A 24,048-nucleotide genomic window follows, 5' to 3' on the forward strand; every position below is an offset into this window, starting at 1 on the left:
CGGCCTCAGGACAGGTGGGCGCGCCACGGCAGCGCGCGGCGTTCGGCCCATTCGAAGGCGCCGTTGAGCAGCAGGCCCAGCAGCGCCAGCACCACCAGCCAGGCATACATCTTCTGGATCTGGAACGCGCGCTGCATGTCGAGGATCAGGAAGCCGACGCCGTTCTCGCCGGCCAGCATCTCGGCCACCACCACCAGTGTCAGCGCGAGGCCGAGGCTCACGCGCATGCCGGTGGCCACCATCGGCAGCGCGGCCGGCAGCACCACCCGCAGCACCGTTGCCCGGCGCGTCAGCCGCAGCGTGCGCGCGGTGTCCAGCAGCACCGGGTCGACCCCGCGCACGCCCTGCACGGTGTTGATGAGCACCGGAAAGAACGCGGCCAGCACCACGATGAACAGCATGGTCTGCAGGCCGATGCCGAGGAACAGGAACAGCGGCGGGATCAGCGCGGGCTTCGGAATCGGCCGCACCAGTTCCACCAGCGGTTCCATCAGCGCGTGCACGGCCTCGCTGCGGCCCATCGCGACGCCGAGCGCGATGCCGCAGGCGCAGGCGATGAGGTAGCCGGTGGCCATCAGCGCCAGCGTGCGCGCGATCGGTTGGGCCAGCGCGTCGTCGCGCACCACGTCCACGAGCGTCGCCAGCACCACCGACGGTGCCGGCAGCAGCGCCGGGTTCAGCGTGCCGCCGCGGCCCAGCAGTTCCCAGGCCGCGAGCACGCCCACGACGGCGAGCGTGCCGGGCAGCCAGCGTTCGACGAGGCGTGCGCGGCTCATGGCCGCGGCTCCCGTCCGAGCAGCCGTTCCATCAGCGTGTGCCGCAGTTCGAGGAAGCGCGGCAGCTCGCGCGTCTCGATGGCGTCGCGCGGATGGGGGATGCGGGTCTCGACGATCTCCTCGACCACCGTCGGCCGCTTCGAGAGGATCGCGATGCGGTCGGCCAGGAACACGGCCTCGTCGACGTCGTGCGTGACCAGCACCACCGTCAGCCCGCGCTGGCGCCGCAGCTCGAGCACCAGCGCCTGCAGTTCGACCCGGGTCAGCGCATCGACCGCGCTGAAGGGCTCGTCGAGCAGCAGCACGCGGGGCTCGGCGGCGAGCGCGCGCGCGATCGCCACGCGCTGCTGCATGCCGCCCGAGAGCTGCCAGGGATAGTGCTTCTCGAAGCCCGCGAGGCCGACCAGGCCCAGGTACTCGGACGCGCGCGCTTGGACCTGCTGGCGGGTGAGGCGGCGGTCGGCCTCGAAGGCCAGCGCCACGTTGCCCGCGACGCTGCGCCAGGGCAGCAGCGACTTGGTGTACTGCTGGAACAGGTAGACCATGCCCTCGGGTGGCTCGGTCACCGGCCGGCCGCGAAACAGCACCTCGCCCGCGCTCGGCGCCAGCAGGCCCGCGACGATCTGCAGCAGCGTCGACTTGCCGCAGCCCGAGGGGCCGAGGATCGCGAGGAACTCGCCCGCGCGCACCTCGAGCTCGATGTCGCGCAGCGCGGTCAGCGCGGCGTCGCCGCTGCCGAAGCGCCGCGCCACGTGGGCGAGCCGGATGCCATCGGCTCTTGGTGAATCGGGTGTGGAATGCGTGGGTGGCGGCGCGGTGCCGGTGGTCCGCACCGCGCTCAGCTGGAAATTCTTCATGGCAGGGCCTGTGGTTCGAGGGTGTGCACGGCGCTGCCCGGCATGGCACCGGGCGCGTCCTGTTCTGGGGGGTGTTGCAGCGCCTGCTGCAGCGTCTGGGCCAGCGCGAGCAGGCGCGCGTCGCTGCCGTGCGGCGCATCGAAGGCGATGCCCACCGGCAAGCCCTCGCGCGTGAAGCCCGCGGGCAGCACCACGCTGGGCAGTGCCGCGATGCTGGCGGGCGAGACGTTCTGGCCGAAGGCTTCGCGTGCCGTCATCAGACCGCCCGCGGCCAGCGGCACGGCCGGTGCCGGCGAACGTCGCGCTTCGGGCGCGCTGGCCAGCGGTGCCGCCACGCGAGCCACCGGATGCACGAGCGCGAGCACCGCGTGCTGCGCGAAGTAGCGCTGCAGCGCGCCGCCGAGCGCCATGCGCCGCCGCAGCGCGGCCCGGTAGCCGTCGCGCGCGGCCGGGCTGTTCACGGTTTGCTGCGCGGCATGCAGCGCCTCGTGCAGGTCGGCACCGGCCTCGGCCATCAGCCGGTCCATCGAGACGCCGCCGGTGCGCGCCGCCAGCCAGTCGGGCAGGGCACGCGCCGATTCATGGCCGATCAGCGTGGGCGCGATGCCGTCGGCGAGCGAATGCAGGTCCGGCACGTCGGCCTCGACCCAGCACACGCCGTGCGCGGCGAGCCGGCGCCGTGCCTGATCGAACGCGCGCTCGACCTCGGGCTCGAGCCGCGACAGGTAGTAGCGCGGCGAGAGCGCGAGGCGCACGCCCGCGAGGCCGCGCGGCGGCGCCTGCGGCGGCTGGCCCGACATCACGGCGTCGAGCAGCGCCAGGTCGGCCGCGCTACGCGCGATCGGACCCACCGTGTCGAGCGTGTGCGACAGCGGCACCACGCCCTCGGTGGGATAGCGCCCGACCGAAGGACGGAAGCCCGCCACCCCGCACAGCGCCGCGGGAATGCGGATCGAGCCGTTGGTGTCGCTGCCGATGGCCGCGGGCACCATGAATGCGGCGACCGCCGCGGCGCTGCCGCCGCTGCTGCCGCCGGCGATGCGCTGCGGCGCGTGCGGGTTGCCGACCCGGCCGAAGTGCGGGTTGTCGCTGGTCCAGCCCATCGCGAGCTCGTGCATGGTGTTCTTGCCGAGCAGCAGCGCGCCTTCGGCATAGAGCCGTTCCGCCACGCCCGCGTCGCGCGCACCGGCCGCGTCGGGCGCGCCTGCCAGCGCCGCGGTGCCGGCCGTGGTGGGCAGCCGCTCGCTCGCGATGTTGTCCTTGAGCGCCAGCGGAATGCCGTGCAGCTGGCCCAGCGGCTGGCCGGCGGCGCGCGCCAGGTCCGCCTCGCGCGCCGCCGCGAGCACGGCCTGGTCGTCGATGGCGCTGAAGGCGTTGAGCCCGGCGCCCGCATGGCAGCGTGCCAGCAGCGCCGCCGCGTAGTCCTCGGCGCGCAGCGCGCCGTCGCGCAGCAGCGAAGCCGCCTGCACCAGCGTGAGCCGGTGCGGCGCCTCGGACGAGGCGTCGGATGCTTTCATCGCGCCGTCCTTCGGTGCCTCAGGCACCCCAGATCACCGCGCCGTTGGCGTCGACGCCGATCTCGCGCGGACCGCCCGCGGTGGCGCCGCCGGTGGTGGCGCTCTGCGCCACGCCCTGGATCGCGATCGCGCGGGCGGGCTTGCCGGCGGTGCCGGCCAGGCGCTTGCGCTTGAGGGTCTGGTTCGGTTCCGAGTGGTAGTAGCGCTCCACCGCGTCGAGGTCGGGGAACTCGATCACGATCAGCCGCTTGGGATGCCAGTCGCCCTCGATCGGGCGGTAGTCGTTGCCGCGCACGAGAAAACGGCCGCCGGCGGCCACCACGTGTTCGGTGACCTCGCGTTCGTACTCGGCCAGGCTGGGGCCGTCCTCGACGTCGAGTTCGATCACGAAATAGGCGGTCATGCGGGGGTCCTTGAATCTGTATGCGGCGCTGCCGCGGGGGTGTGACTCAAGTGTCAGCGTCGTGAAAAGCAGCGTCAAACCGCCGCGGCGATACGGCGAATAGGGAAACGCAATAGGCGAAACGCGTGCGGTGCGGCATCCGCGCGACACACCATGCAACAGGCAACCCAAGCCCGCGCGCTGCGGCTATCCTCCGCCGCGCGAAAGAACAACACTGGAGGAGATGGAATGACGATGACCGGTATTCGGAGGTGGGGACTCGCGAGCGTGGTGGTGCTGAGCGGCTGGATGGCCGGCTGTGCATCGATCACCCATGGCACGGAGCAGAACGTGAAGCTGGAAACCCGCACGGAGGCGGGCGAGGTCGTGACCCAGGCGGACTGCCAGATGTCCAACGACAAGGGCACGGCCAGTGCGCCATCGGGCGTCGAGACCAAGGTCCGCCGCTCGGGCGGGAACCTGATGGTGCGCTGCACGCACCCGAACCATCCGGCCGCCGTGGGGCAAGCCATCTCGCGTGCCAACGTGGGCATGGTGGGCAACATCATGATCGGCGGCCTGATCGGCGTGGCGGTGGACGCGGGCACCGGCGGCGGCTTCAGCTATCCGAGCTGGATGCAGCTGGTGTTCGGCCAGGAACGGCTGTTCGACCGCATCGAGAACCGCGGCGACGGTCCGACCCCCGGCACCTTCGTGCGGGCGGCGCAGGATCCGCCGACCGGGCAACCCGCTGCCGCAGCGCCGCCATTGCAGGCGGCACCGCTCGCGACAGCGGCGCCGGCGACGAATCCGCCGCGCGTCGCGGCGGCACCCGTGCGGCCGGCGCCGAGCCGGCCCGCGCCACCGCCCGCGGCGGTCGAGCCCGCCTCGCCGCTCAACATCGCGAGCGCGGAAGACTTCGCGCGGCAGCGCAGCTGCCATGCGGCGCCGCAGGCCAGCTTCGTGGGGCGCGGCGCCAACGACGAGACCTTCACCATCGCCTGCGACAGCGGCTATGCGTTGCTCGTCAGGTGCGTTGCCGGCGGCTGCCAGGAAATCCGGTAGCGCGGGCCGGCGAGCGCGTTCCGGCTTTACGCCGAGCGCGCCGAAGCCGGCACCCGCGCCCCCCCATCCGCCACCAGCGCCGCACCCGTCACGAATGACGCCTCGTCGCTCGCAAGGAACAGGCACGCCGCCGCCATCTCCTCGGCCGAGGCCATGCGCCCGAGCGCGATGCGCGCCACGGTCTGTGCATGCGCGGCTTCCTCGGAGATGTCGCGCTCGGCAGCCAGGTCGCGCATCTCCTGCCGGCTCATCGGCGTGTCGACCCAGCCAGGGCACAGCGCATTGACGCGCACGCCGCGCGGCCCGTAGGCCTGCGCGGCCGAGCGCGTGAGCGCGACCACGCCGGCCTTGCTGGCGGCGTAGCTCGCCATGCCGGCACCGGCATTGAAGGCCGCCACCGAGGCGATGTTGACGATCGCGCCGCCGCCTTGCGCCACCATGCCCGGCAGCACCGCGCGCTGGCAGCGCATGGTGCCGCCGAGGTTGACCTCGTGCAGCCGCCGCCAGTCCTCGTCGTCGATGTCGGCCGCGTCGTCGTTGCGCACGATGCCGGCGCAGTTCACGAGCACGTCGATGCGGCCGAAGGCCGAGATCGCCGCGGCCACGGCCGCGCGCACGGCGGCGTCGTCGGTCACGTCGCAATCGAGCGCGGGGCCGTCGCCCACCGGTTGCGGCCGTGGCCAGCCGGCGACCGCGACGCGCGCGCCCTCGCTCGCGAAGCGCGCGGCCACCGCGGCGCCGATGCCGCTCGCGGCGCCGACGACGAGGCAGGCCTTGCCCTGCAACCTTCCGCTGCTCATGCCTGCTCCGCGAAGAAGGGACTTTCGGGCAGGGTCGAGCCGCCATCGACCACGATGGTCTGCCCGGTGATGTAGCGCGCGGCGGGGCTCGCCAGGAAGCGCATCGCCAGGGCGATGTCCTCGGGCCGGCCCAGCTCGCCGATCGGGATGTGGCGTGCGATGCGCGCGGCCTTCGCGGGATCGGACAGCAGCGAGCCGCCCTGCTTGGCGATGTAGCCGGGCTCGACGCCGTTGACGGTGATGCCCTCGCGCGCGTACTCGAGCGCGGCGCTGCGGATGAAGCCGTTGACGCCGGCCTTGCTGGCCGCGTAGTGGGCGCTGCCGGGCATGGCGACGCGCGGGCCGGTCACGGAGGAGGTGACGAGCAGCCGGCCGCCGCCGCGCGCGCGCAGGTGCGGCACCGCCGCCTGCGCGAGCCAGAAGCAGGCCTTGAGGTTCACGGCCAGCGTGCGCTCGAGCTGTTCGTCGCTCATGGCGTCGATGGCGGCCCAGGGATTGACCGCGGCGTTGTGGACCACGATGTCGAGCGCGCCGAAGACGCGCACCGCCTCGGCCACCGCGCGCTCGGCCTCGTCGCGCCGGCCGATGTCGCAGGCCAGTGCCTGCACGTCGAAGCCGCGTGCGCGCAACTCGCCCGCCACGGCCTCGCCGGCGCTGCCGGTGCGGTTGGCGATCAGCACCGAGGCGCCGGCCTCGGCGAAGGCCTGCGCGATCGCGGCGCCGATGCCGCGTCCGCCGCCGGTGACCAGCGCGACCTTGCCATGCAGGCCGAAGGGATCGTTGCCGCTCATGCGCTGCACTCCCGCGCGAAATCGGCGAAGGCCGCATCGTGCTCGTCCACCTCGCGCGCGGTGGTGCCGGGGCAGCACAGCATCATGTTGTGGAAGGGCGTGATCAGCACGCCGCGGTTCATCATGTAGAGGTGCAGCAGCGCCTCGAGCTCGCCGTCGCGCGTGCGCCGCACGTCGGCGGCGTTGCGCGGCGCATCGGGGCAGAACAGGGTCTCGACGCGCGCGCCGACCTGGGTCGCGTGCCAGGGCAGGCCGGCCCTGGCGATGCTCGCGTTCACGCCATCGGCCAGCCGCTCGGCGAGTGCGAGCATGCGCTCGAAGGCCTCGGGCGTCAGCACCTGCGACAGCACCGCGCGCATCACGGCCACGGTGAGCGCATTGCCGGCCAGCGTGCCGCCGAAGCCGGCATGCGCCGACTGGCGCTTGGTGGGATGCAGCTTGGGCAGCACCTGCCACACGCGCTCGGCGGTCTCGGCACTGAGGCCGAAGGCCGCGGCGGGAATGCCGCCGGCAATGGCCTTGCCGATCACGAACATGTCGGGCGCGAGGCCGTGCGCGCGCGTGTAGCCGCCGGGGCCGCTCGAGATGGTGTGGGTTTCGTCGATGACCAGCAGGGTGCCGGTCTCGCGCGTGAGGCGGCGCAGCGCGTCGTGGAAGCCGGGCGCGGGCGCGATCATGCCGTAGTTGGTCATGGCCGGCTCGGCCAGCACGCAGGCCACGTCGCCCGCGCGCAGCGCGCGTTCGAGCGCGGGCAGGTCGTTGAACTCGACCACGGCCGACAGGCGGTCGTGCGGGAAGCCGTTGGGGTGGATGTCGTTGCGCATCGCGACCGCGCCGTCGCGCAGCTCGACATGCGCCTCTTCCACCGAGCCGTGGTAGCAGCCCGAGAACACCAGCACGCGCGGCCGGCCCGTGACCATGCGCGCGAGCCGGATGCAGGCGCGGTTGGCGTCCGAGGCCGAGGTCGTGAGGTTCCAGTAGGGCAGGCCGAAGCGGCGCGCGAGTTCCTCGCCGACCCAGGCCGCGTCGTCGGTGGGCAGCATCAGCGAGCTGCCGATGCGCGCCTGCCGCGCCAGCGCTTCCACCACGGCCGGATGGCCATGGCCGCACATGCCGCCGGTGTCGCCGAGGCAGAAGTCGGCATAGCCGTGGCCGTCGACGTCGACGAAGCGCGCGCCGTAGGGCAGCTTCGCGTCCTGCACGTAGAGCGGCCAGCCGCCGATCCAGCGGCGCATCCAGTGCGAGGGCGCGCCGTAGAGCCAGGCCTGCTGGCCTTGCGCGAAGAGTTCGCCGGATCGCGCATGGGTGCGCGCGTAGCGCTCCTGCTCGGCGCGCATCAGGGCCTGCACGCGTTCGCGCGGCACGGTGGGTTCGAAGGTCGGGGTCATGGTCGTTGCGAAAAGGAAGAGGGAATGCCCAGCAGCGCGAGGGCCTGCGCGTAGCTCGCGGCGGGCTGCATCACGTCGAAGTGCACGCAGCGCAGGCCCACGCGCTCGGCGCCGGCGATGTTGCGCAGCTGGTCGTCGACGAACACGCAGGCCTCGGCCGGCAGGCCGAGTTCGTCGAGGCACTGTCGATAGGCGCGCGCGTCGGGCTTGAGGATGCCGGTGTGGGTGGCGTCGACCACCACGTCGAAGGCCGCCATGAAGGGCAGTCGGCGGCGGAAGTCGGCGCCGTAGAACAGGTCGAGCTCGTTCGAGAGGATCGCGAGCCGGCAGCCGGCGCGGCGCGCGGCCTCGATCGCGGCCAGCGCCTCGGGCCGGATCGCGGCTTCGGGATCGGCGCCGCGCGCGCGCCGCACGAAGGTCTCCATCGCGTCCCAGCGCTCGCCCACCAGCGCGCCGACCTCGCGGGTGCGTGCCATCCAGTAGTCGCGCTCCGAGAGCTTGTCGGCCTGCATGTCGCGCCAGAGCGGATCGCTCGCGAGGTCGAAGGGGCCGCGCCAGGTCAGCGTGCCGCGCGGCAGCGCGAGCGCTTCCTCGGTCAGCGCATGGGTCTCGAACAGCGTGCGGCTGATGACGCCGCCGAAGTCGAGCACCAGGGCTTGCGTTGTGCTCATGCAGGCCTCCCCGCGGGCACGGTGCCGTCGGCGACCCAGGCATCGAACACCTGCAGCGCGGCCTCGCAGAAGGCGGCGTCGTTGATGTGGGCGTCGAGCTCGATCATGCGAGTGGCGCCGACGCTGTCGCGCAGCGCGGCGGTGAAGGCGGCCAGGCCTTCGGGATCGTGCAGCGGTTCGCCGGGCCGGTCCCAACCCTCGATGCCCTGCAGCGGCAGCAGCACGCAGGTGGCGCCTTCCGCGCGCGCCAGGCGGCTCGCGATCTCGGTCGCCACGCCGCGCCGGAACGCGGGCGCGCTCAGCGCCGAGGCCAGCAGCCGGTTGTGCGTGTGGGCCGGCCGGCCTTCGAGGCCTCGGGGCGTGGGCTGCCAGGCCGGGAAGTCGAGCATGTCGATGGCGCCCGGCGCCACGATCTGCGGCGTGCCCGCGCGGCCGGCGCCGAGCAGCCGGTCGGGCCCCGCAGTGACGCAGGAGCCGCCGAGCTGGTTCGCCAGTTCCTGCAGGCTGAAGTCCATCACGGCGCAGAAGCGGCCCTCGGCGGCCAGCGCCTCGAAGGCACGACCGCCCATGCCGGTGGTGTGGAACACCGCGACCTCGTAGCCGCGCGCCTCGAGCGCGGGCTTGAGCGTCTTCATGTAGGTCAGCGCGCTCGAGCCCAGCGAGGTCATGCCGACCAGCGGCCGCTCGAAGGCCGGCGCGCGCGCCTGGCGGCAGGCGCCGAGCACCGCGCCCGCGGCCTGGCTCAGCGCCGAGCGGCACAGGCTGTTGAGGCCGTAGAGGCCGCCGGCCCACAGCACCATGATCAGGTCGGGCGGGATGCGTTCGGGCGGCAGCAGGTGCGAGTAGGCGATGGTCGAGACCACCACCTTCGGCACGCCCAGCGGCAGCGCCTGCGCCACCTCGAGCGCGAGGTCGGTGCCCATGGTGCCGCCGAGCGCGAGCAGCCCGTCGATGCGGCCCTCGGCATGCCAGCGCGCGGCCAGCTTCGCGGCGCCGCGCGCCATCAGGGTCATGGCGCTGTTCTCGTCGCCGCTGGCCGCCACCTCGGCCACGCTGCGGCCGGCGGCCGCGGCCACTTCGGCATTCGTGATCTCGGGCACGAAGGGCGCGCCGTCGAGCACGCCCACGTCCATCACCGCCACGCGGCCGCCGCCGGCCTCGATGCACTCGCGCATGAACAGCAGCTCGGCGCTCTTGGTGTCGGCGGTGCCGATCAGCAGAACGGTCGGCACCTTGCTCACAGCGTGGCTTCCACGTCGGCGAAGGCGCCCTCGAGCGCATCGACCATGTAGTCGACCTCCTCGCGCGTGATGACGAGCGGCGGCGACAGGATCAGGTTCGGGCCCGAGATGCGCACCATCAGCCCGCGCCGGTAGGCCGCCTGCGCCACCTTCGCGGCGATCGGGTTGCCGCGCGGCAGCGTCGTGCGCGTGGCCTTGTCGGCCACCATCTCGATGCCGAGCATCAGGCCCATGCCGCGCACGTCGCCGACGAAGCTGAAGCGGTCGACGAAGGGCCGCACGCGGGCCTGGAAATGCGCGCCCACGCGCGCCGCGTTGCCGGGCACGTCGAGCGCCTCGATCTGGTCGAGCGTGGCGAGCGCCGCGGCCGCGGCCACCGGATGCGCGCTGTAGGTGTAGCCATGGCCCACCGCGGCCTGGCCCGTGGGGTCGTTGAGGAAGACCTCGGCCACCTTGGCGCCGATGGCGGTGGCGCCCAGCGGCACGTAGCCCGAGGAGATGCCCTTGGCCAGGCACCAGAGGTCGGCCTTGACGTTCCACAGCCGCGTGCCGAACAGCGCGCCGCCGCGGCCGAAGCCGGTGACGACCTCGTCGGCGATCAGCAGCACGCCGTACTTGTCGCAGATCTCGCGCACGCGCGGCCAGTAGTTGGGTGGCGGCACGATCACGCCGCCGGCGCCCTGGATCGGCTCGGCGATGAAGGCGGCCACGGTGTCGGGCCCCTGGAACTGGATCTCGCGCTCGAGCAGCGTGGCGCAGATCTCGCCGAGTTCCTCGGGGTCCTGCGTGTAGGGATTGCGGTAGAGCCACGGCGTGTCGACGTGGAAGCAGCCGGGCAGCAGGGGCTCGTAGGCGCGGCGGAAGTTGAGGTTGCCGTTCACGCTCATGCCGCCGAAGTGCACGCCGTGGTAGCCCTGGCGCAGCGCGATGAACTTGTAGCGGTCGGCCTGGCCCTGCAGCTTCCAGTACTGGCGCGCGAGCTTGAGCGCGCCCTCCACCGCGTCGGAGCCGCCGTTGCTGAAGAACACCGCGGCCACGCCATCGGGTTCCATCGTCTGCACGATGCGCTTCGACAGCTCGATCGCGCGCGGATGCGTGGTGCCGCGGAACACGTTGTAGAACGGCAGCTCGTCGAGTTGCGCCACGATCGCGTCGCGCACCGCCCGGTTGCTGTGGCCCAGGTTCGCGGCCCACAGGCCGCCGACGCCGTCGAGCATCTTGTGGCCGTCCACGTCCCAGATCCAGCAGCCCTGGCCGCGCGCGACGATGTCGGGCTTGCTCTTCTGCATGGCCTGCGGATGGGCCATGGGGTGCCACAGGTAGCGGGCGTTGTCTTCCTTGAGTGCGTCGATGTCTGTCGTTGTCATGCGGGGACTCCCACGGTGATGGTCTTGAGTTCGGTGTAGTGCAGCAGGCCCTCGGCGCCCATCTCCTGGCCGATGCCGCTCTGCTTCCAGCCGCCGAAGGGCATCTCGGGCTGCGAGACGCCGAAGTGGTTGATGCCGACCATGCCGGCCTCGAGCGCTTCGCCCAGGCGGTGCGCGGTCTGCAGGTCGCGCGTGAAGGCATAGGCGCCGAGGCCGTAGGGCAGGGCGTTGGCGGCGGCGATCGCTTCGTCGAGCGTGTCGTAGGGCTGCAGCACCGCGATCGGGCCGAAGGGCTCCTGGCGCATCACGCGGCTGTCGTCGGGCGCATCGGCGATCACCGTGGGCTCGAAGAAGTAGCCGGGCCGCGCGATGCGCCGGCCGCCGCACAGCAGCCGCGCGCCGCGGTCGACGGCGTCGTCGACGAAGCGCTGCATGTCCTCGATGCGCCGTGCATGCGCGAGCGGGCCCATCTGCGTCGCGGGATCGGTGCCGGCACCGATGCGCAGCGCGCGCGCGGCCTGCACGAAGGCCTCGGCCCATTCATCGAAGCGCGCGCGCGGCAGGTAGAAGCGGATCGGCGAGGCGCAGACCTGGCCCGCGTTGCGGAACTTGGCGGCGATGGAATTCCTGAGCGCGAACGCGAAGTCGGCGTCCTCGCAGACGATCACCGGCGCGTGGCCGCCGAGCTCGCCCGTGAAGCGCTTGACGTGGCGCGCCGCCTGTTCGCCGAGCAACTGGCCCACCGCGACCGAGCCGGTGAACGAGACCTTGGCGATCGCGGGATGGTCGATGAGGAACGAGGACACCTCGGCCGGATCGCCGCACACCATGTTGAGCGCATCGGGCGGCACGCCCGCGTCGAGGAAGGCGCGCACCAGCAGCATGCAGGTGCCCGGCGTCTCCTCGGCCGGCTTGATGACCACGCTGCAGCCCGCGGCCAGTGCGCTCGCGAGCTTGCGCGTCGGCAGGTTGGCCGGGAAGTTCCACGGCGTGAAGGCCGCCACGGGGCCGACCGGCTGGCGCGTGACCGCCTGCGAGAGGATGCCTTCGACGCGCGGCGGCACCAGCCGGCCGTACAGGCGCTTGGCCTCCTCGGCCTGGAAGTCGACGATGTCGGCCGACAGCGTGACCTCGCGCAGCGCCTCGGCCAGCGGCTTGCCCTGTTCGAGCGTGAGCACCTGCGCGATGGTCTTCGCCCGGTCGCGGATCGTCTGCGCGGCGGTGCGCAGGATGTTGCAGCGCTCGAGCGCGCTCTTCGCGCGCCAGAGCGCGAAGCCGCGGCGCGCGGACTCGGCGGCCTGCGCGAGTTCGTCGCGGCTGGCGAGCGGCAGTTGCGCGAGGGTGGCTTCGGTGGCGGGATCGACGACGGCGCGTTGGCCGCCTGCGGTCTGCGTGCGCCATCGGCCGGCGATGTGCAGGGCGAGTTCGGGATAGTCCATGCCGCGACGATAGGGATCGCACCCCCTGCCGCGTTATCGAAAACTGGCAAACCTCGTGCGTCCATCGTCGCCGCGCGGTCGCGATGAGCGAGGGCGTTCCTATACTGTCCGCGCACTTCACCTCCTCGCTCGCACCGTGCCCCGTTCACGCAACTCCTCGCCGCCGCGCTCGATCGCCGATGCCTTCGACCTCGAGACTTTCCTGCCGTTCCAGCTCTCGGTGGTCGCCAATCGCGTGAGCCAGTCGGTGGGCCAGGCGATCGCCGGCCGCTTCGCGCTGCAGATCCCCGAGTGGCGCATCGTGGTGGTGCTCGGTAAGTACGGCGCGCTGTCGGCGCTCGAGATCGCGCGCAAGACCAGCATGGACAAGGCACGCGTGAGCCGCGCGCAGCATCGGCTGGTCGACCTCGGCCTGGCCAACATGCACCCTTCCGCCGAGGACCGGCGCAAGGTCATCGTCTCGCTCGAGGAAGAAGGCCTCGCGCTCTACCGCGACATGGTGCCGCTCGCGCACGACACCGCGCAGCGGCTGTTCGCGCATCTCTCGGCCGACGAGCGGCGCGTGCTGCAGACCATCGTGCAGAAGCTGTTCGACAGCACCACGGGCTTCGAGCCCAGCGGCGAGCTCGAGTAGGCGGGTTACGGGCCCTGGAGGTAGTGGGCCTTCTGCGCGGGGTAGTAGTCGCCGAAGGAGGGCAGCGCGCGGCCCTCGCGCGCGGCGACCAGCATGTCGAGGTAGTACTCCCAGCCCGGTCCCACCTCTGCCGCGAGCGCCGGATCGTCCAGGCGTTGCACGAAGCGCAGCGTGGTGATGTCGTCCTGCTGCGCCAGCGTCAGCTCGAGGCGCCACTCGCCGAACTCGTCCACGGTCGCGACCGCGAGGCGATGCGGCGCCTCGCAGGCATCGATCCTCAGGTCGGTCCAGGGCTGGTCCTTTTCGTGCACCAGCTGGAGCCGCACCGTCATGCCCTGGCCAGCCTCGCCTTCCCAGGGCCCGAACCAGAGCGCGGTCTTCCCGGGCCTCGTGATGCTGGCCCAGACGTCGTCGATGGGCGCGCGAAACCTGCGCTCGATGATCAGGTCGTTTCCTTGAAGCCGGCCGGTGGCTTGGGGGCTCATGCAGGTCTCCTGGCGTTCGTGGATCGCCACGCATTCTCTTCGGGGCGCGTGGATCCGAAGGAATTCAGGCCCGGGCGCCGAGGGTTTCTCCCGGTGCTTTGAGATCGTTGTCAACGAAACAATCTGGTCTGGAGATTGCTTCGGTCCAGGGGATCCCCCGTCCCCGTGGATATCCGCCATGAACTGCCAGACCGCCTCCACCCCCCGCCTTCCCATCGAGCGCTGGACCCTCACCACGCACGACATCGACGCCTATGCCAGCAGCCAGAGCGGCTGGCACCTGGAGTGCGACATGCTGTCGGGCGGCAGCTTCGCGGGCTTTCTCGACCATGTGCAGCTGCCGGGCCTGCGACTGGTGCGCGAGACCACCAACCGCGCGCTGCGCCAGCACGGCGAGATGAATCCCGAGTGCTGCGGCTTCGCGCTGACCTGCCGGCAGGAGGGCGAGGCGCGCTTCTCGGGCCAGCGGCTCGATACCGGATCGGTGATGGTCGGGCGCTGCGACGAGCTCGACCTGTGCAGCCCGCCGGGCTTCGAGCTGATGGGCATCGTGGTCGACAACGCGCTGCTGCAGTCGCTGGCCGAGCGCCTCGACGAGCGCGGCCCGCCGGCCTGGCTGGCGCGGCGCGTGGTGCTGCACTTCGACGACGCGACCATGCGCGCGCTGCGCGGCACGCTGCTCGGCGCCTTCGCCGCGCTCGATGCGATGCCCGCGCTGCTCGCCGACCCGACCGCCACCGCGCAGCTGCGCGACGACGTGCTGCTGGCCTGGCTCGAGGCGCTGCCCGAGGACGTGGACCTGCGCGAGCTGCGCTCCACCGAGGCGCAGCGCCGCGTGGTGCGCCGCGCCTGCGAGCTGATGATGGCGCGGCCCGACGAGCCGCTGTCGATGCTCGAGGTCTGCAGCCGCATCGGCGCGAGCCAGCGCAAGCTCAACTACTGCTTCCAGGAAACGCTGGGCCTGAGCCCGGCGCGCTACCTCAGGGCGCTGCGCCTCAACGGCGTGCGACGCGAACTCAAGCGCCTCGGGGCCGGCTCGGTGCAGGACGTCGCGGCCCACTGGGGCTTCTGGCACCTGAGCCAGTTCGCGACCGACTACCGGCGCCAGTTCGGCGAGTTGCCCTCGCAGACGCTGCGTGGCGCCGCGCTGATGCACCACTGAAGGGCCGACCGGGCGACCCCAGGGGAAACCCCGGGGTCCGCGGCACGCGAGGTTTGCCAATTCTTGATACCCGCTTCGCGGCGCGATCGCTATCGTCGATCGCCATATGTCGTCCTTTCCGTCCACCTTGCCGAGCGCCCGCGCGCTCGCCGCGGCGCTGAAGCGCCGCGAGTTCTCGTGCCGCGAACTGATGCAGGCCTGCCTGGCGCGCATCGACAGCCTCAACCCGAAGGTCAACGCGCTGGTCTCGCTGCAGCCGCCCGAACGGATGCTGCGCGAGGCCGATGCCTGCGACGCGCGGCTGGCGCGCGGCGAGCCGGTGGGCCGGCTGCACGGTTTTCCGATGGCGCCCAAGGATTTCGTCGCCACCGCGGGCATCCCCACCACCATGGGCAGCCCGCTGTTCGCCCACCAGCTCACGCCGCACGACGCGATCATGGTCGAGCGGCTGCGCCGCGCCGGCGCGATCTTCGTCGGGCGCAGCAACACGCCCGAGTTCGGCCTGGGCTCGCACACCTACAACACGGTGTTCGGCGCCACGCGCAACGCCTGGAACCTCGACCGCGCGGCCGGCGGCAGCAGCGGCGGCGCCGCGGTGGCGCTCGCGCTGCAGATGCTGCCCGTGGCCGACGGCAGCGACATGATGGGTTCGCTGCGCAACCCGGCGGCCTGGAACCATGTCTACGGCCTGCGGCCCTCGCTGGGCCGCGTGCCGACCGGGCCCGGCCCCGAGCTGTTCTTCCAGCAACTGGGTTGCGAAGGGCCGATGGGCCGCACGCCCGAGGACGTGGCCTGGCTGCTGTCGGTGCAGGCCGGCCACGATCCGCGCTCGCCGCTGAGCCTGGCCGGCGACGGCGAGGCCTTCGCGCAGCCGCTCGATGCCGAGCTGCGCGGCACGCGCGTGGCCTGGCTCGGCGACCTCGGCGGCCACCTGGCCATGGACCCCGGCGTGATGGCGCTGTGCGAGGCGGCGCTGCGCCACTTCGACACCCTGGGCTGCACGGTCGAGCCGGCCGTGCCCGATTTCGACTTCGACGCGCTGTGGACCGCCTGGCTGCGCCTGCGCGGCTTCATCGTGGCCGGCGCGCTGCAGGGCCTGCATGCCGATCCGGCGCTGCGCGCGAAGCTCAAGCCCGAGGCCTGCTGGGAGATCGAGCAGGGCCAGCGGCTGGCCGTGCCCGCGCTGCACGAGGCCGCCGTCACGCGCACCCGGTGGCATGCCACGCTGCTCGAGCTGTTCGAGCGCTTCGACGTGCTGGTGCTGCCGGCCGCGCAGGCCTTTCCGTTGCCGGCCGAGCTGCACTGGCCGCGCGAGGTCGGCGGCCGCGCGATGGACACCTACCACCGCTGGATGGAAGTGACCATCGGCCCCTCGCTCGCGGGCCTGCCCGCGATGGCGGTGCCGGCCGGCTTCTCGCCCGACGGCGCGACGCGCGGCCTGCCGATGGGCCTGCAGCTGATCGGCCGGCCCGGCGCCGACCTCGAGGTGCTGCGGCTCGCGCACGGCTGGCACCAGGCCGTGCCCTTCGCCGACGCGCGCTCGCCGCTGCTGGCCGCGGACTGATTTCCGAGAACACACAACAACCACCCGAGGAGAAAGCGCATGCGCAGACGTTCGATGATCGGTGCCGGCCTGGCGGCCGGCCTGTCCACCATGGCCGGCTCCGTCCTGGCCCAGGGGCTGGCCGGCAAGACCCTGAACCTGATCGTTCCCTACCCGGCCGGCGGCGGCTCCGACATCAACGCGCGGCTGGCCGCGCCCGAGCTGTCGCGGCTGCTGGGCCAGCCGGCCGTGGTCGACAACGTGCCCGGCGCCAGCGGGTCGCTGGGCGTGATGAAGGCCGCCAACGGCGCGGCCGACGGCTCGGTGCTGCTGATGGGCTCGCCGATGGAGCTGATGCTCACGCCGCTCACGCTCGCGAGCGCGCGCTACAAGGCCGAGGACTTCCGCCCCATCGGCATGATGGCCGTGACCTCGATGGTGCTGCTGGCGCGCAAGGACCTGGGCCCGGGCAGCGTCGACGAGCTGATCGCGCAGCTGCGCAAGCCCGACGCCAAGGAGCTGAGCTACGGCAGCATCGGCCCGGGCTCGCTCTACCACCTGCTGGGCGAGCGCTTCACGCAGCAGACCGGCACGAAGATGCTGCACGTGCCCTACAAGGGCTTCGCGCCGATCATCAACGACCTGCTCGGTGGCCAGATCGACCTGGTGTTCGCGCCGCTGGCCGGCAACGTGCCCGACCTGCTGGACGCCGGCAAGGTCAAGGCGCTGGGCATCGCGGCCGCCACGCCGCACGAGCGCTTCGGCGCCATTCCCCTGATCCGCGCCAGCAAGGGGCTCGACGACTTCGTCTACAGCCTCTGGGCCGGCGCGCAGGTGTCGCAGCGCGTGCCCGAGGAGACGCAGCAGCGGCTGCACGTGGCCTTCAACGAGATGATGCGCAAGCCCGAGCTGCGCCGCGCCATCGAGCTCGGCGGCAGCAAGGTGGCGCCCGAGCAGACGCTGGCCGAGCTGCGCCGCGGCTACCAGGCCGACGTGGAGCGCTACCGCGCGATCGCGAAGTCGGTCAACCTGCGCCCCGAATGAGGGCGGCGGCCGCGGCCCGCGATTTGCCAGTTTTCGATAACGGCGAGCCGGTGCGCGGAGGGAGGATGCGGCCCTGTCCATCCTCCATCGCCAAGGAGCATTCCATGCCCGCCGCTTTCCCTTTTGCAGCCTCCGGCGCGCTGACGCGCCGCCAACTCGTCATCGGCGGCGGCGCGGCCGCGCTGGCCGGCGTGCCCGCGCTGTCGCACGCGCAGTCGAAGACGATCAAGATCGGCTACCTCACGACCTTGTCGGGCGTGCGCGCCAATTTCGGCGAGGCCGACCCCTGGAGCCTGGAGCGCGTGCGCGCCGCGCTGAAGGACGGCCTCACCATCGCCGGCACCAACTACAAGGTCGAGATCGTGGTGCGCGACACCCAGTCCGACGCCAACCGCGGCGCCACGATGGCCAGCGAGCTGTTGCTGCGCGAGAAGGTCGACCTGCTGCTGGTGCAGGACAGCGATGCCGCGCTCGCGGCCGGCCAGCTCTGCGACGTCAACGGCGTGCCGATGGTCTCGACCATGGGCCCGTGGCAGGCCATCACCTTCGGCCGGGGCTCCACGCCGCAGAAGGGCTTTCCGTTCTCGTTCCATTTCTTCTGGGGCGCCGACGACGTGCTGAAGAACTTCTTCGGCATGTGGGAGCCGCTCAAGGTGGAGCGCTCGCTGGGCACGCTCTACATCGACAACGGCCCGGGCCATGCCTTCGCCGATCCGGCCACCGGCATCCCGGGCGGCGCGAAGCAGCGCGGCTACAAGGAGACCACCGGCGGCTTCTTCAAGATCGCGACCGACGACTTCAGCAACCAGGTCTCGAGCTTCAAGGCGGCGCGCGCGAACATCGTCTCGGGCTTCGCCTATGCCAACCACTTCGCCACCTTCTGGAAGCAGGCGCAGCAGTCGGGCTACCGGCCCGAGGTGGTGACCATGGCGGCGGCCTTCCTGTTCCCGAGTGCGGTCGAGTCGCTGGGCGCGGCCGGCAACGGCATGTCGACCGAGGTCTGGTGGACGCCCAACTTCCCGTTCAAGTCCTCGCTGACCGGCCAGAGCGCCAAGGCACTGGCGGCCGACTGGGAGAGCTCCACCGGCAAGCAGTGGACCCAGCCCATCGGCTACGGCCATGCGCTGTTCGAGGTCGGCATCGCGGCGCTCAGGAACGCGACCAACCCCAAGGACAAGAAGGCGGTGCGCGATGCGCTGGCCAACCTGCAGCTCGACTCGGTGGTCGGGCGCATCGACTTCAAGGGCAGCCCGATCAAGAGCGTGGCCGTCACGCCGATGGTGGCGGGCCAGTGGCGCAAGACCGCCGCGGGCGCGAAGTTCCCGTACGAGCTGGTGATCACGCACAACAGCACCGCGAAGCAGATCCCGGTGGAAGACGAACTCAAGCTGCTGTCGCAGCTCAAGGCCTGAGCGCGCGACGCATGACCGATTGCCTCGTCATCGACGGCCTGTGCAAGCGCTACGGCGAGATCGTGGTGGCCGACGGCGTGTCGCTCGCGCTCGCGCGCGGCCAGTGCCTCGGCGTGGTCGGGCCCAACGGGGCCGGCAAGAGCTCGCTGTTCAACCTGATCACCGGCGTGGCCGTGCCCGATGCCGGCAGCATCCGGCTCGAGGGCCGCGAGCTGGTCGGCCTGCGCGCCGATGCGCGCGCGCGGCTGGGCGTGGCGCGCGCCTTCCAGATCCCGCAGCCCTTCGCGCACCTGAGCGCCTACGAGAACGCGCTGGCCGCCGCCAGCTTCGCGGCGCGGCTGCCGCGCGCACAGGCCGCGCAGCTGGCCTGGGAAGTGCTTGAGCGCACCGGCCTGGCCGACCGCGCCGAGGTGCCCGCGGGCCGGCTGCCGTTGCTCGACCGCAAGCGGCTCGAACTGGCCAAGGGCCTCGCGGCCCGGCCGCACCTGCTGCTGCTCGACGAGATCGCGGGCGGCCTGACCGAGGCCGAGGTGCAGGTGCTGGTCGCGCTGGTGCTCGAGCTCAAGCGCGACGTGGCGATGATCTGGATCGAGCACATCGCGCAGGCGCTGATGGCGGTGGCCGACCGCATCATGGTGCTGAACTTCGGCCGCAAGCTGCTCGAGGACGCGCCGGCCGCCGCGATGGCCAGCCGCGAGGTGCGCGAGATCTACATGGGCGTTGGAGAAAACGCAGAGGAGGTCGCCCATGCCGTTGCTTGAAGTGCGCGCGCTCTGCAGCCACTACGGCGACCTGCAGGCGCTGTTCGACCTCTCGCTCGACGTGGGCGAGGGCGAGGCCACGGCGCTGATCGGCGCCAACGGGGCCGGCAAGTCCACGCTGATCCGCGCCATCGCGGGCCTGGGCCGGCGCAGCCGCGGCACGGTGCGCTTCGACGGCCAGCCCATCGAGGCCGAGCCGGCCGAGCGCATCGCGCGCCGCGGCATCGCGCTGGTGCCCGAGGGCCGCATGCTGTTCGCCTCGCTCACGGTGGAGGAGAACCTGCGCATGGGCGCGCTGTGCGGCCGGGCTGGCCACTGGAACCTGGCCACCGTGTATGCGCTGTTCCCGATCCTGCGCGAGTTCCGGCACCGGCCGGCCACGCGGCTGTCGGGCGGCCAGCAGCAGATGGTGAGCATCGGCCGCGCGCTGATGGCCAACCCGCGACTGATGCTGTGCGACGAGATCTCGCTGGGCCTGGCGCCGGTGGTGATCGCGCAGATCTACCGCGCCTTCGGCGACATCCAGGCGCAGGGCACGGCCCTGCTGATCGTGGAGCAGGACGTGACGCGCGCCTGCCGCATCGCGCAGCGCGTGTACTGCCTGCTCAAGGGCCGCGTCACGCTGGCCGGCCGCGCGTCGGACTTCAGCGCGCAGCAGATCGCCAACGCCTACTTCGGGCACTGAGAAAAGCACCATGGCCTGGATCGAAACCCTCATCAACGGCGTGCTGCTCGGCGGCCTCTATGCGCTCTTCGGCCTCGGGCTGGCGCTGGTCTTCGGCGTGATGCGCATGGTCAATCTCGCGCACGGCGAGTTCGTCGTGCTCGCGGCCTATTTCGCGGTGTTCCTGGCCGCGCAGTTCCCGCAGGTGTCGCCGCTGCTGCTGCTGGTGCCGGTGGCGCTGGCCGCCTTCGGCACCGGCTACCTGCTGCAGCGGCTGCTGCTCAACCGTGCGGTGGCGACCGACGATCCGCTCACGCCGGTGCTGGTCACCTTCGGCATCGCGGTGGTGCTGCGCAACCTGATGGTCGAGCTGTTCGGCGCCGACCCGCGCGCGCTCGACGGCGGCGCGCTGGCCACGGCCGGCTTCGAGATCGGCGGCCTGCGCATCGGCTGGTACCCGGTGCTGGTGCTGGGGCTCGCGGTGCTGGCCTTCGGCGCGCTGCAGTGGCTGCTGCGGCACTCGCGCTTCGGCCTGATCGTGCGCGCCACCTCCGACCACCGCGAGATCGTGCGCACCATGGGCGTGCGGCCGCGCCATGTCTACGGCGTGGTCATGGGGCTGTCGCTGGCCTTCGCCTCGGTGGCGGGGCTGCTGCTGGCGCTGCGCAGCTCGTTCACGCCGTTCTCGGGCGTAGAGCGGCTGCTCGGTGCCTTCGAGGTCGTGATCATCGGCGGCATGGGCTCGTTCTGGGGCGCGCTGGCCGGCGGCATCGCGCTGGGCGTGGCGCAGCTCGCGGGGCAGCGGCTCGATTCCAATGCGGGCGCGCTCTATGCGCACCTGCTGTTCTTCATCGTCCTGATGGTGCGCCCGAACGGCATCGCGGGCCAACGGGCCTGACATCCGATGCGCAACCCCTCTCTTCTCCCCTCGATCGGCTTCCTCGCCGCGGCCCTCGCCATCGCCTTCGCGCCCACGGTGGCCGATGCCGGCCTGCTGCGCCTGCTGAGCGAGGTGCTCGTGGTGCTGGCCATGGCCCAGATGTGGAACCTGCTGGCCGGCTACACCGGCCTGGTGTCGATGGGGCACCAGGCCTTCGTCGGCATCGGCGCCTACCTGGTGTTCGTGATCTCCGACCGGCTCGGCCTCTCGCCCTACTGGATGGTGCCGCTGGCCGGCGTGGGCGCGGCGCTGCTGGCGGCCGCGGTGGCGCCGCTGATGTTCAGGCTGCGCGATGCCTACTTCTCGATCGGCATGTGGGTGCTGGCCGAGATCGTGCGGCTGCTGGTCGCCAAGTTCCCGCTGTTCGGGGGCGAATCGGGCGTGCCGCTGCAGGCGGTGCGGCTGGTCGATGCCGAGACCTTCCAGCGCAACGCGTTCTGGATCTCGGGCGCGATCGGCCTCGCGGCCGTGGCCGGCGTCTACCTGCTGATGCGCTCGCCCTTCGGCCTCGGGCTGATGGCGGTGCGCGACAACGAACTGGCCGCCACCAGCATCGGCGTGAACGTCTGGCGCAACCGCTTCATCGCCTTCGTGCTCTCGGGACTGGGCTTCGGGCTGGCCGGCGGCGCGCATTTCATGGGCACGATGTTCGTCTCGCCCGACTCGGCCTTCGACATCAACTGGGTCGTGACCGCGATGTTCATCGTCATCATCGGCGGCATCGGCACCATCGAGGGCCCGTTGATCGGCACCTTGATCTACTTCGGGCTGCGCGAGCTGTTCAACACCTGGTTCGCGATGTCGGGCGGCTGGTACCTGATCGCCATGGGCAGCATCGCCGTGGCCGTGATGCTGCTGGCGCCGCGCGGCCTCTGGGGCCTGGCGCGCGAGCGCTGGGGCTGGCGCGGCCTCAGCGTGCAGCGCCATCCGCCCCACAGGGCGGCATCGATTTCCCCTTCTTCCTTTTCCCCCACCACCGAGGACGCAACGCATGAAGAACACCGCCTTCTTTCACGATGAACGCACCTTCTGGCACGTGCCGGGCGGGCTGCACGCCCTGTTCCTGCCGGTCGGCGGCTGGGTCCAGCCCATGGCCGGCAGCGGCATGGCCGAGTCGCCCGATTCCAAGCGCCGCATCAAGTCGCTGATGGACGTGTCGGGCCTGAGCGCGCAGCTCGACCTGCTGGGCGCGCCGATGGCCAGCGAGGAGGACCTGCGGCGCGTGCATCCCGCGAGCTACCTCGAGAAGTTCAAGGCCGCCAGCGATGCGGGCGGCGGCGATCTCGGCGAGGTCGCGCCCTTCGGTCCCGGCAGCTACGAGATCGCGAAGCTCTCGACCGGCCTGGCCATCGCCGCCATGGACAGCGTGCTGCAGGGCCGCCACCGCAACGCCTTCGCGCTCACCCGGCCGCCGGGTCACCACTGCCTGCGCGAGCACAGCATGGGCTTCTGCCTGTTCAACAACATCGCGGTGGCGATCGAGACCATGAAGGCGCGCCATGGCGTCAAGCGCGTGGCCGTGATCGACTGGGACGTGCACCACGGCAACGGCACGCAGGCCATCTTCTACGACCGCCCCGACGTGCTGACCGTCTCGCTGCACCAGGAGAACTGCTTCCCGCCCGGCTACAGCGGCGCCGAGGACCGCGGCGAGGGCGAGGGCCTGGGCTTCAACGTCAACGTGCCGCTGCAGCCCGGCGGCGGCCACGCGAGCTACATGTATGCCTTCGAGCGCATCGTGGCGCCGGTGGTCGAGCGCTTCCGCCCCGAGCTGATCGTGGTGGCCAGCGGCCTCGATGCCAATGCGGTCGACCCGCTGGCGCGCATGCAGCTGCATCCCGAGTCGTTCCGCCAGATGATGAAGCAGGTCAACGCGCTCGCGGCGCGGCACAGCGAAGGCCGCGTGGTGGTGGTGCACGAGGGCGGTTACTCCGAGGCCTGCGTGCCCTTCTGCGGTCTCGCGGTGGTCGAGGAACTCTCGGGCCACCGCACCGAGGTGCAGGATCCGTTCAGCGACTTCTTCGGCCTGCAGCAGCCCTCGGCGCGCTTCGATACGTTCCAGCGCGGGCTGATCGACGAGATGGCGGCGCTGCACGGGCTCTGAGCGCCGCGCCGGGCCCGGGCTCAGGCGGGTTGCGCGTGCCCGAGCGCCTGGAACGGATGCCAGTGCGAACCGGCGCGCTGGCGGCTCGCCGGCGCGGCCTTCGGCGGCGCCGCGCTCGCCGTCTGCATGCGCGCCTCCAGCAGGTCGAGCAGCGCGCGCAGCGCCGCGCTGTTGTGGCGGCGCTGTGTGTAGGCCGCGAACAGCCAGAGGTCGCTGGGCATGAAGTCCTCGAGCACGGGCACGAGCCGGCCGCCGTCGATGTGCGGCTGCGCGAGCAGCGCGGGCACGCAGACGGCGCCGACGCCCGCGAGCGCCGCGGCGATCAGGGCCGCCGCATCGTTGGCGTCCATGCGTGCGTTCACCGGCACGCTGTGGGGCTTGCCGTCGACCTCGAACGGCAGGTGCGCGGGGCCGCCGCCGGCCGAGTAGGCGAGCACTTCGTGGCGGCGCATGTCGTCGGGCACCCGCGGCATGCCGCGCCGGGCCCAGTAGCCGGGTGTGGCGCACAGCACCAGCGCCATCGGGCGCAGCTTGCGCACGATCAGGTTCTCGTCGCCGATGCGGCCCACGCGCAGGGCGACGTCCACGCCTTCCTCGACCAGGTCGATCACGCGGTTGCTCAGGTGCAGGTCGATGTGGACGTCGGGATGCAGGGTGATGAACTCGCCGAGCAGGCCGGGGAAGTCGGTCTGCACGAGGCCGTGCGGTGCCGCCACGCGCAGCCGCCCGCTCGGGCGCGCACCATGGGCCTGCAGCTCGTTCTGTGTGTCCTCGACCATCTCCATCAGCGGCATGCTGCGCTCGCGCAGCAGCCGGCCCGCGTCGGTCAGCGTGACCGAACGCGTCGAGCGGTTGAACAGCCGCACGCTGAAGCTGGCCTCCAGCTGTGCGACATGCTTGCTGGCGCTGGCCTTCGAGATGCCCAGCATGTCGGCGGCGCGCGAGAAGCTGCCGCGCTTGGCGACCTCGAGGAAGGTGCGCAGGTGCTCGAGACCGTCCATCGAA

At 71.9% G+C, this 24,048-nt stretch carries 24 protein-coding genes; 11 read left to right on the forward strand and 13 right to left on the reverse strand.

Features of this window, described 5'->3' with window-relative positions:
- Positions 1-5: 5 nt before the first annotated feature.
- The 4 genes from AC07RV_RS00940 to AC07RV_RS00955 are packed head-to-tail and all read right to left on the reverse strand — an operon-like array spanning position 6 to position 3,553.
- A complete protein-coding gene (locus AC07RV_RS00940) occupies positions 6-776 on the reverse strand; it encodes an ABC transporter permease (RefSeq protein ID WP_208509978.1) in 771 nt (256 codons plus the stop codon).
- Positions 773-1,633, reverse strand: coding sequence for an ABC transporter ATP-binding protein (locus AC07RV_RS00945; RefSeq protein WP_296783627.1), 861 nt, complete (start codon positions 1,631-1,633; stop codon positions 773-775). Before AC07RV_RS00945 ends, AC07RV_RS00940 begins: the two co-directional genes overlap by 4 nt.
- Complete coding sequence (locus AC07RV_RS00950; protein WP_296783624.1) at positions 1,630-3,150, reverse strand: amidase family protein; 1,521 nt, start codon at positions 3,148-3,150, stop codon at positions 1,630-1,632. Before AC07RV_RS00950 ends, AC07RV_RS00945 begins: the two co-directional genes overlap by 4 nt.
- Before the next feature lie 19 nt (positions 3,151-3,169).
- Complete coding sequence (locus AC07RV_RS00955) at positions 3,170-3,553, reverse strand: DUF1330 domain-containing protein (protein WP_296783621.1); 384 nt, start codon at positions 3,551-3,553, stop codon at positions 3,170-3,172.
- 228 nt (positions 3,554-3,781) lie between these two features.
- Here AC07RV_RS00955 and AC07RV_RS00960 point away from each other — a divergent pair, with 228 nt between their 5' ends.
- Entirely contained in the window at positions 3,782-4,597 is an 816-nt protein-coding gene (locus AC07RV_RS00960) for a hypothetical protein (protein ID WP_296783620.1), read from the forward strand.
- Positions 4,598-4,623: 26 nt separating this feature from the next.
- On the opposite strand, the gene AC07RV_RS00965 is transcribed toward AC07RV_RS00960, so the two are convergent.
- From AC07RV_RS00965 to AC07RV_RS00995, 7 genes are read right to left on the reverse strand one after another with little or no spacing between them, the layout of a single operon-like run.
- Entirely contained in the window at positions 4,624-5,397 is a 774-nt protein-coding gene (locus AC07RV_RS00965; RefSeq protein WP_296783616.1) for an SDR family NAD(P)-dependent oxidoreductase, read from the reverse strand.
- A complete protein-coding gene (locus tag AC07RV_RS00970; RefSeq protein WP_296783613.1) occupies positions 5,394-6,188 on the reverse strand; it encodes an SDR family oxidoreductase in 795 nt (264 codons plus the stop codon). The genes AC07RV_RS00965 and AC07RV_RS00970 overlap by 4 nt, the downstream gene beginning before the upstream one ends.
- Positions 6,185-7,576, reverse strand: coding sequence for a transaminase (locus tag AC07RV_RS00975; protein ID WP_093345471.1), 1,392 nt, complete (start codon positions 7,574-7,576; stop codon positions 6,185-6,187). The genes AC07RV_RS00970 and AC07RV_RS00975 overlap by 4 nt, the downstream gene beginning before the upstream one ends.
- A complete protein-coding gene (locus AC07RV_RS00980) occupies positions 7,573-8,247 on the reverse strand; it encodes an HAD-IA family hydrolase (protein WP_296783610.1) in 675 nt (224 codons plus the stop codon). The genes AC07RV_RS00975 and AC07RV_RS00980 overlap by 4 nt, the downstream gene beginning before the upstream one ends.
- Positions 8,244-9,488 (reverse strand): Tm-1-like ATP-binding domain-containing protein, encoded by a 1,245-nt coding sequence (locus tag AC07RV_RS00985; protein WP_296783606.1) that lies wholly within the window; start codon positions 9,486-9,488, stop codon positions 8,244-8,246. The genes AC07RV_RS00980 and AC07RV_RS00985 overlap by 4 nt, the downstream gene beginning before the upstream one ends.
- Positions 9,485-10,855, reverse strand: coding sequence for an aminotransferase class III-fold pyridoxal phosphate-dependent enzyme (locus tag AC07RV_RS00990; RefSeq protein ID WP_208511774.1), 1,371 nt, complete (start codon positions 10,853-10,855; stop codon positions 9,485-9,487). The genes AC07RV_RS00985 and AC07RV_RS00990 overlap by 4 nt, the downstream gene beginning before the upstream one ends.
- Positions 10,852-12,294: an NAD-dependent succinate-semialdehyde dehydrogenase gene (locus tag AC07RV_RS00995; protein ID WP_296783601.1), complete on the reverse strand. Its 1,443-nt coding sequence runs from the start codon at positions 12,292-12,294 to the stop codon at positions 10,852-10,854. Before AC07RV_RS00995 ends, AC07RV_RS00990 begins: the two co-directional genes overlap by 4 nt.
- 136 nt (positions 12,295-12,430) lie before the next feature.
- Between AC07RV_RS00995 and AC07RV_RS01000 the strand changes: the two genes are divergently transcribed.
- The gene (locus AC07RV_RS01000) at positions 12,431-12,928 is read left to right on the forward strand and encodes a MarR family winged helix-turn-helix transcriptional regulator (protein WP_296783598.1); all 498 of its coding nucleotides are present in this window, start codon (positions 12,431-12,433) and stop codon (positions 12,926-12,928) included.
- Positions 12,929-12,933: 5 nt separating this feature from the next.
- Here AC07RV_RS01000 and AC07RV_RS01005 read toward each other — a convergent pair whose 3' ends face one another.
- Positions 12,934-13,413, reverse strand: coding sequence for an SRPBCC family protein (locus AC07RV_RS01005; protein WP_296783595.1), 480 nt, complete (start codon positions 13,411-13,413; stop codon positions 12,934-12,936).
- 178 nt (positions 13,414-13,591) lie between these two features.
- Here AC07RV_RS01005 and AC07RV_RS01010 point away from each other — a divergent pair, with 178 nt between their 5' ends.
- The 9 genes from AC07RV_RS01010 (at position 13,592) to AC07RV_RS01050 (ending at position 23,043) form a co-directional block, all read left to right on the forward strand.
- The gene (locus tag AC07RV_RS01010; protein ID WP_296783592.1) at positions 13,592-14,575 is read left to right on the forward strand and encodes a helix-turn-helix domain-containing protein; all 984 of its coding nucleotides are present in this window, start codon (positions 13,592-13,594) and stop codon (positions 14,573-14,575) included.
- Positions 14,576-14,702: 127 nt separating this feature from the next.
- Complete coding sequence (locus AC07RV_RS01015) at positions 14,703-16,139, forward strand: amidase (RefSeq protein WP_296783589.1); 1,437 nt, start codon at positions 14,703-14,705, stop codon at positions 16,137-16,139.
- A gap of 39 nt (positions 16,140-16,178) precedes the next feature.
- The gene (locus AC07RV_RS01020) at positions 16,179-17,162 is read left to right on the forward strand and encodes a Bug family tripartite tricarboxylate transporter substrate binding protein (protein ID WP_296783586.1); all 984 of its coding nucleotides are present in this window, start codon (positions 16,179-16,181) and stop codon (positions 17,160-17,162) included.
- A gap of 104 nt (positions 17,163-17,266) precedes the next feature.
- Positions 17,267-18,574 carry an ABC transporter substrate-binding protein gene (locus tag AC07RV_RS01025; protein ID WP_296783583.1) on the forward strand — a complete coding sequence of 436 codons (1,308 nt, stop codon included), beginning with the start codon at positions 17,267-17,269 and terminating at the stop codon, positions 18,572-18,574.
- Positions 18,575-18,585: 11 nt separating this feature from the next.
- Positions 18,586-19,335 (forward strand): ABC transporter ATP-binding protein, encoded by a 750-nt coding sequence (locus AC07RV_RS01030; RefSeq protein ID WP_296783580.1) that lies wholly within the window; start codon positions 18,586-18,588, stop codon positions 19,333-19,335.
- Entirely contained in the window at positions 19,322-20,020 is a 699-nt protein-coding gene (locus AC07RV_RS01035) for an ABC transporter ATP-binding protein (RefSeq protein ID WP_296783579.1), read from the forward strand. Before AC07RV_RS01030 ends, AC07RV_RS01035 begins: the two co-directional genes overlap by 14 nt.
- Before the next feature lie 10 nt (positions 20,021-20,030).
- Positions 20,031-20,897, forward strand: a complete 867-nt coding sequence (locus tag AC07RV_RS01040) for a branched-chain amino acid ABC transporter permease (RefSeq protein ID WP_057590101.1) — start codon at positions 20,031-20,033, stop codon at positions 20,895-20,897.
- A 6-nt stretch (positions 20,898-20,903) separates the two neighbouring features.
- Entirely contained in the window at positions 20,904-21,959 is a 1,056-nt protein-coding gene (locus AC07RV_RS01045) for a branched-chain amino acid ABC transporter permease (RefSeq protein WP_296783578.1), read from the forward strand.
- Positions 21,931-23,043: a class II histone deacetylase gene (locus AC07RV_RS01050; protein ID WP_296783576.1), complete on the forward strand. Its 1,113-nt coding sequence runs from the start codon at positions 21,931-21,933 to the stop codon at positions 23,041-23,043. Before AC07RV_RS01045 ends, AC07RV_RS01050 begins: the two co-directional genes overlap by 29 nt.
- Positions 23,044-23,063: 20 nt before the next feature.
- On the opposite strand, the gene AC07RV_RS01055 is transcribed toward AC07RV_RS01050, so the two are convergent.
- Positions 23,064-24,044, reverse strand: a complete 981-nt coding sequence (locus AC07RV_RS01055; protein WP_296783573.1) for a LysR family transcriptional regulator — start codon at positions 24,042-24,044, stop codon at positions 23,064-23,066.
- Positions 24,045-24,048 lie beyond the last annotated feature (4 nt).

The sequence above is a fragment of the Variovorax sp. GW821-FHT09B01 genome, from assembly GCF_059418345.1.

What these genes read in the sequence shown, in the direction of transcription:
- AC07RV_RS00940 (WP_208509978.1), bottom strand. Translation starts at nt 776, where the DNA reads ATGAGCCGCGCACGCCTCGTCGAACGCTGGCTGCCCGGCACGCTCGCC.
- AC07RV_RS00945 (WP_296783627.1), bottom strand. Translation starts at nt 1,633, where the DNA reads ATGAAGAATTTCCAGCTGAGCGCGGTGCGGACCACCGGCACCGCGCCG.
- AC07RV_RS00950 (WP_296783624.1), bottom strand. Translation starts at nt 3,150, where the DNA reads ATGAAAGCATCCGACGCCTCGTCCGAGGCGCCGCACCGGCTCACGCTG.
- AC07RV_RS00955 (WP_296783621.1), bottom strand. Translation starts at nt 3,553, where the DNA reads ATGACCGCCTATTTCGTGATCGAACTCGACGTCGAGGACGGCCCCAGC.
- AC07RV_RS00960 (WP_296783620.1), top strand. Translation starts at nt 3,782, where the DNA reads ATGACGATGACCGGTATTCGGAGGTGGGGACTCGCGAGCGTGGTGGTG.
- AC07RV_RS00965 (WP_296783616.1), bottom strand. Translation starts at nt 5,397, where the DNA reads ATGAGCAGCGGAAGGTTGCAGGGCAAGGCCTGCCTCGTCGTCGGCGCC.
- AC07RV_RS00970 (WP_296783613.1), bottom strand. Translation starts at nt 6,188, where the DNA reads ATGAGCGGCAACGATCCCTTCGGCCTGCATGGCAAGGTCGCGCTGGTC.
- AC07RV_RS00975 (WP_093345471.1), bottom strand. Translation starts at nt 7,576, where the DNA reads ATGACCCCGACCTTCGAACCCACCGTGCCGCGCGAACGCGTGCAGGCC.
- AC07RV_RS00980 (WP_296783610.1), bottom strand. Translation starts at nt 8,247, where the DNA reads ATGAGCACAACGCAAGCCCTGGTGCTCGACTTCGGCGGCGTCATCAGC.
- AC07RV_RS00990 (WP_208511774.1), bottom strand. Translation starts at nt 10,855, where the DNA reads ATGACAACGACAGACATCGACGCACTCAAGGAAGACAACGCCCGCTAC.
- AC07RV_RS00995 (WP_296783601.1), bottom strand. Translation starts at nt 12,294, where the DNA reads ATGGACTATCCCGAACTCGCCCTGCACATCGCCGGCCGATGGCGCACG.
- AC07RV_RS01005 (WP_296783595.1), bottom strand. Translation starts at nt 13,413, where the DNA reads ATGAGCCCCCAAGCCACCGGCCGGCTTCAAGGAAACGACCTGATCATC.
- AC07RV_RS01010 (WP_296783592.1), top strand. Translation starts at nt 13,592, where the DNA reads ATGAACTGCCAGACCGCCTCCACCCCCCGCCTTCCCATCGAGCGCTGG.
- AC07RV_RS01020 (WP_296783586.1), top strand. Translation starts at nt 16,179, where the DNA reads ATGCGCAGACGTTCGATGATCGGTGCCGGCCTGGCGGCCGGCCTGTCC.
- AC07RV_RS01025 (WP_296783583.1), top strand. Translation starts at nt 17,267, where the DNA reads ATGCCCGCCGCTTTCCCTTTTGCAGCCTCCGGCGCGCTGACGCGCCGC.
- AC07RV_RS01030 (WP_296783580.1), top strand. Translation starts at nt 18,586, where the DNA reads ATGACCGATTGCCTCGTCATCGACGGCCTGTGCAAGCGCTACGGCGAG.
- AC07RV_RS01035 (WP_296783579.1), top strand. Translation starts at nt 19,322, where the DNA reads ATGCCGTTGCTTGAAGTGCGCGCGCTCTGCAGCCACTACGGCGACCTG.
- AC07RV_RS01040 (WP_057590101.1), top strand. Translation starts at nt 20,031, where the DNA reads ATGGCCTGGATCGAAACCCTCATCAACGGCGTGCTGCTCGGCGGCCTC.
- AC07RV_RS01045 (WP_296783578.1), top strand. Translation starts at nt 20,904, where the DNA reads ATGCGCAACCCCTCTCTTCTCCCCTCGATCGGCTTCCTCGCCGCGGCC.
- AC07RV_RS01050 (WP_296783576.1), top strand. Translation starts at nt 21,931, where the DNA reads ATGAAGAACACCGCCTTCTTTCACGATGAACGCACCTTCTGGCACGTG.
- AC07RV_RS01055 (WP_296783573.1), bottom strand. Translation starts at nt 24,044, where the DNA reads ATGGACGGTCTCGAGCACCTGCGCACCTTCCTCGAGGTCGCCAAGCGC.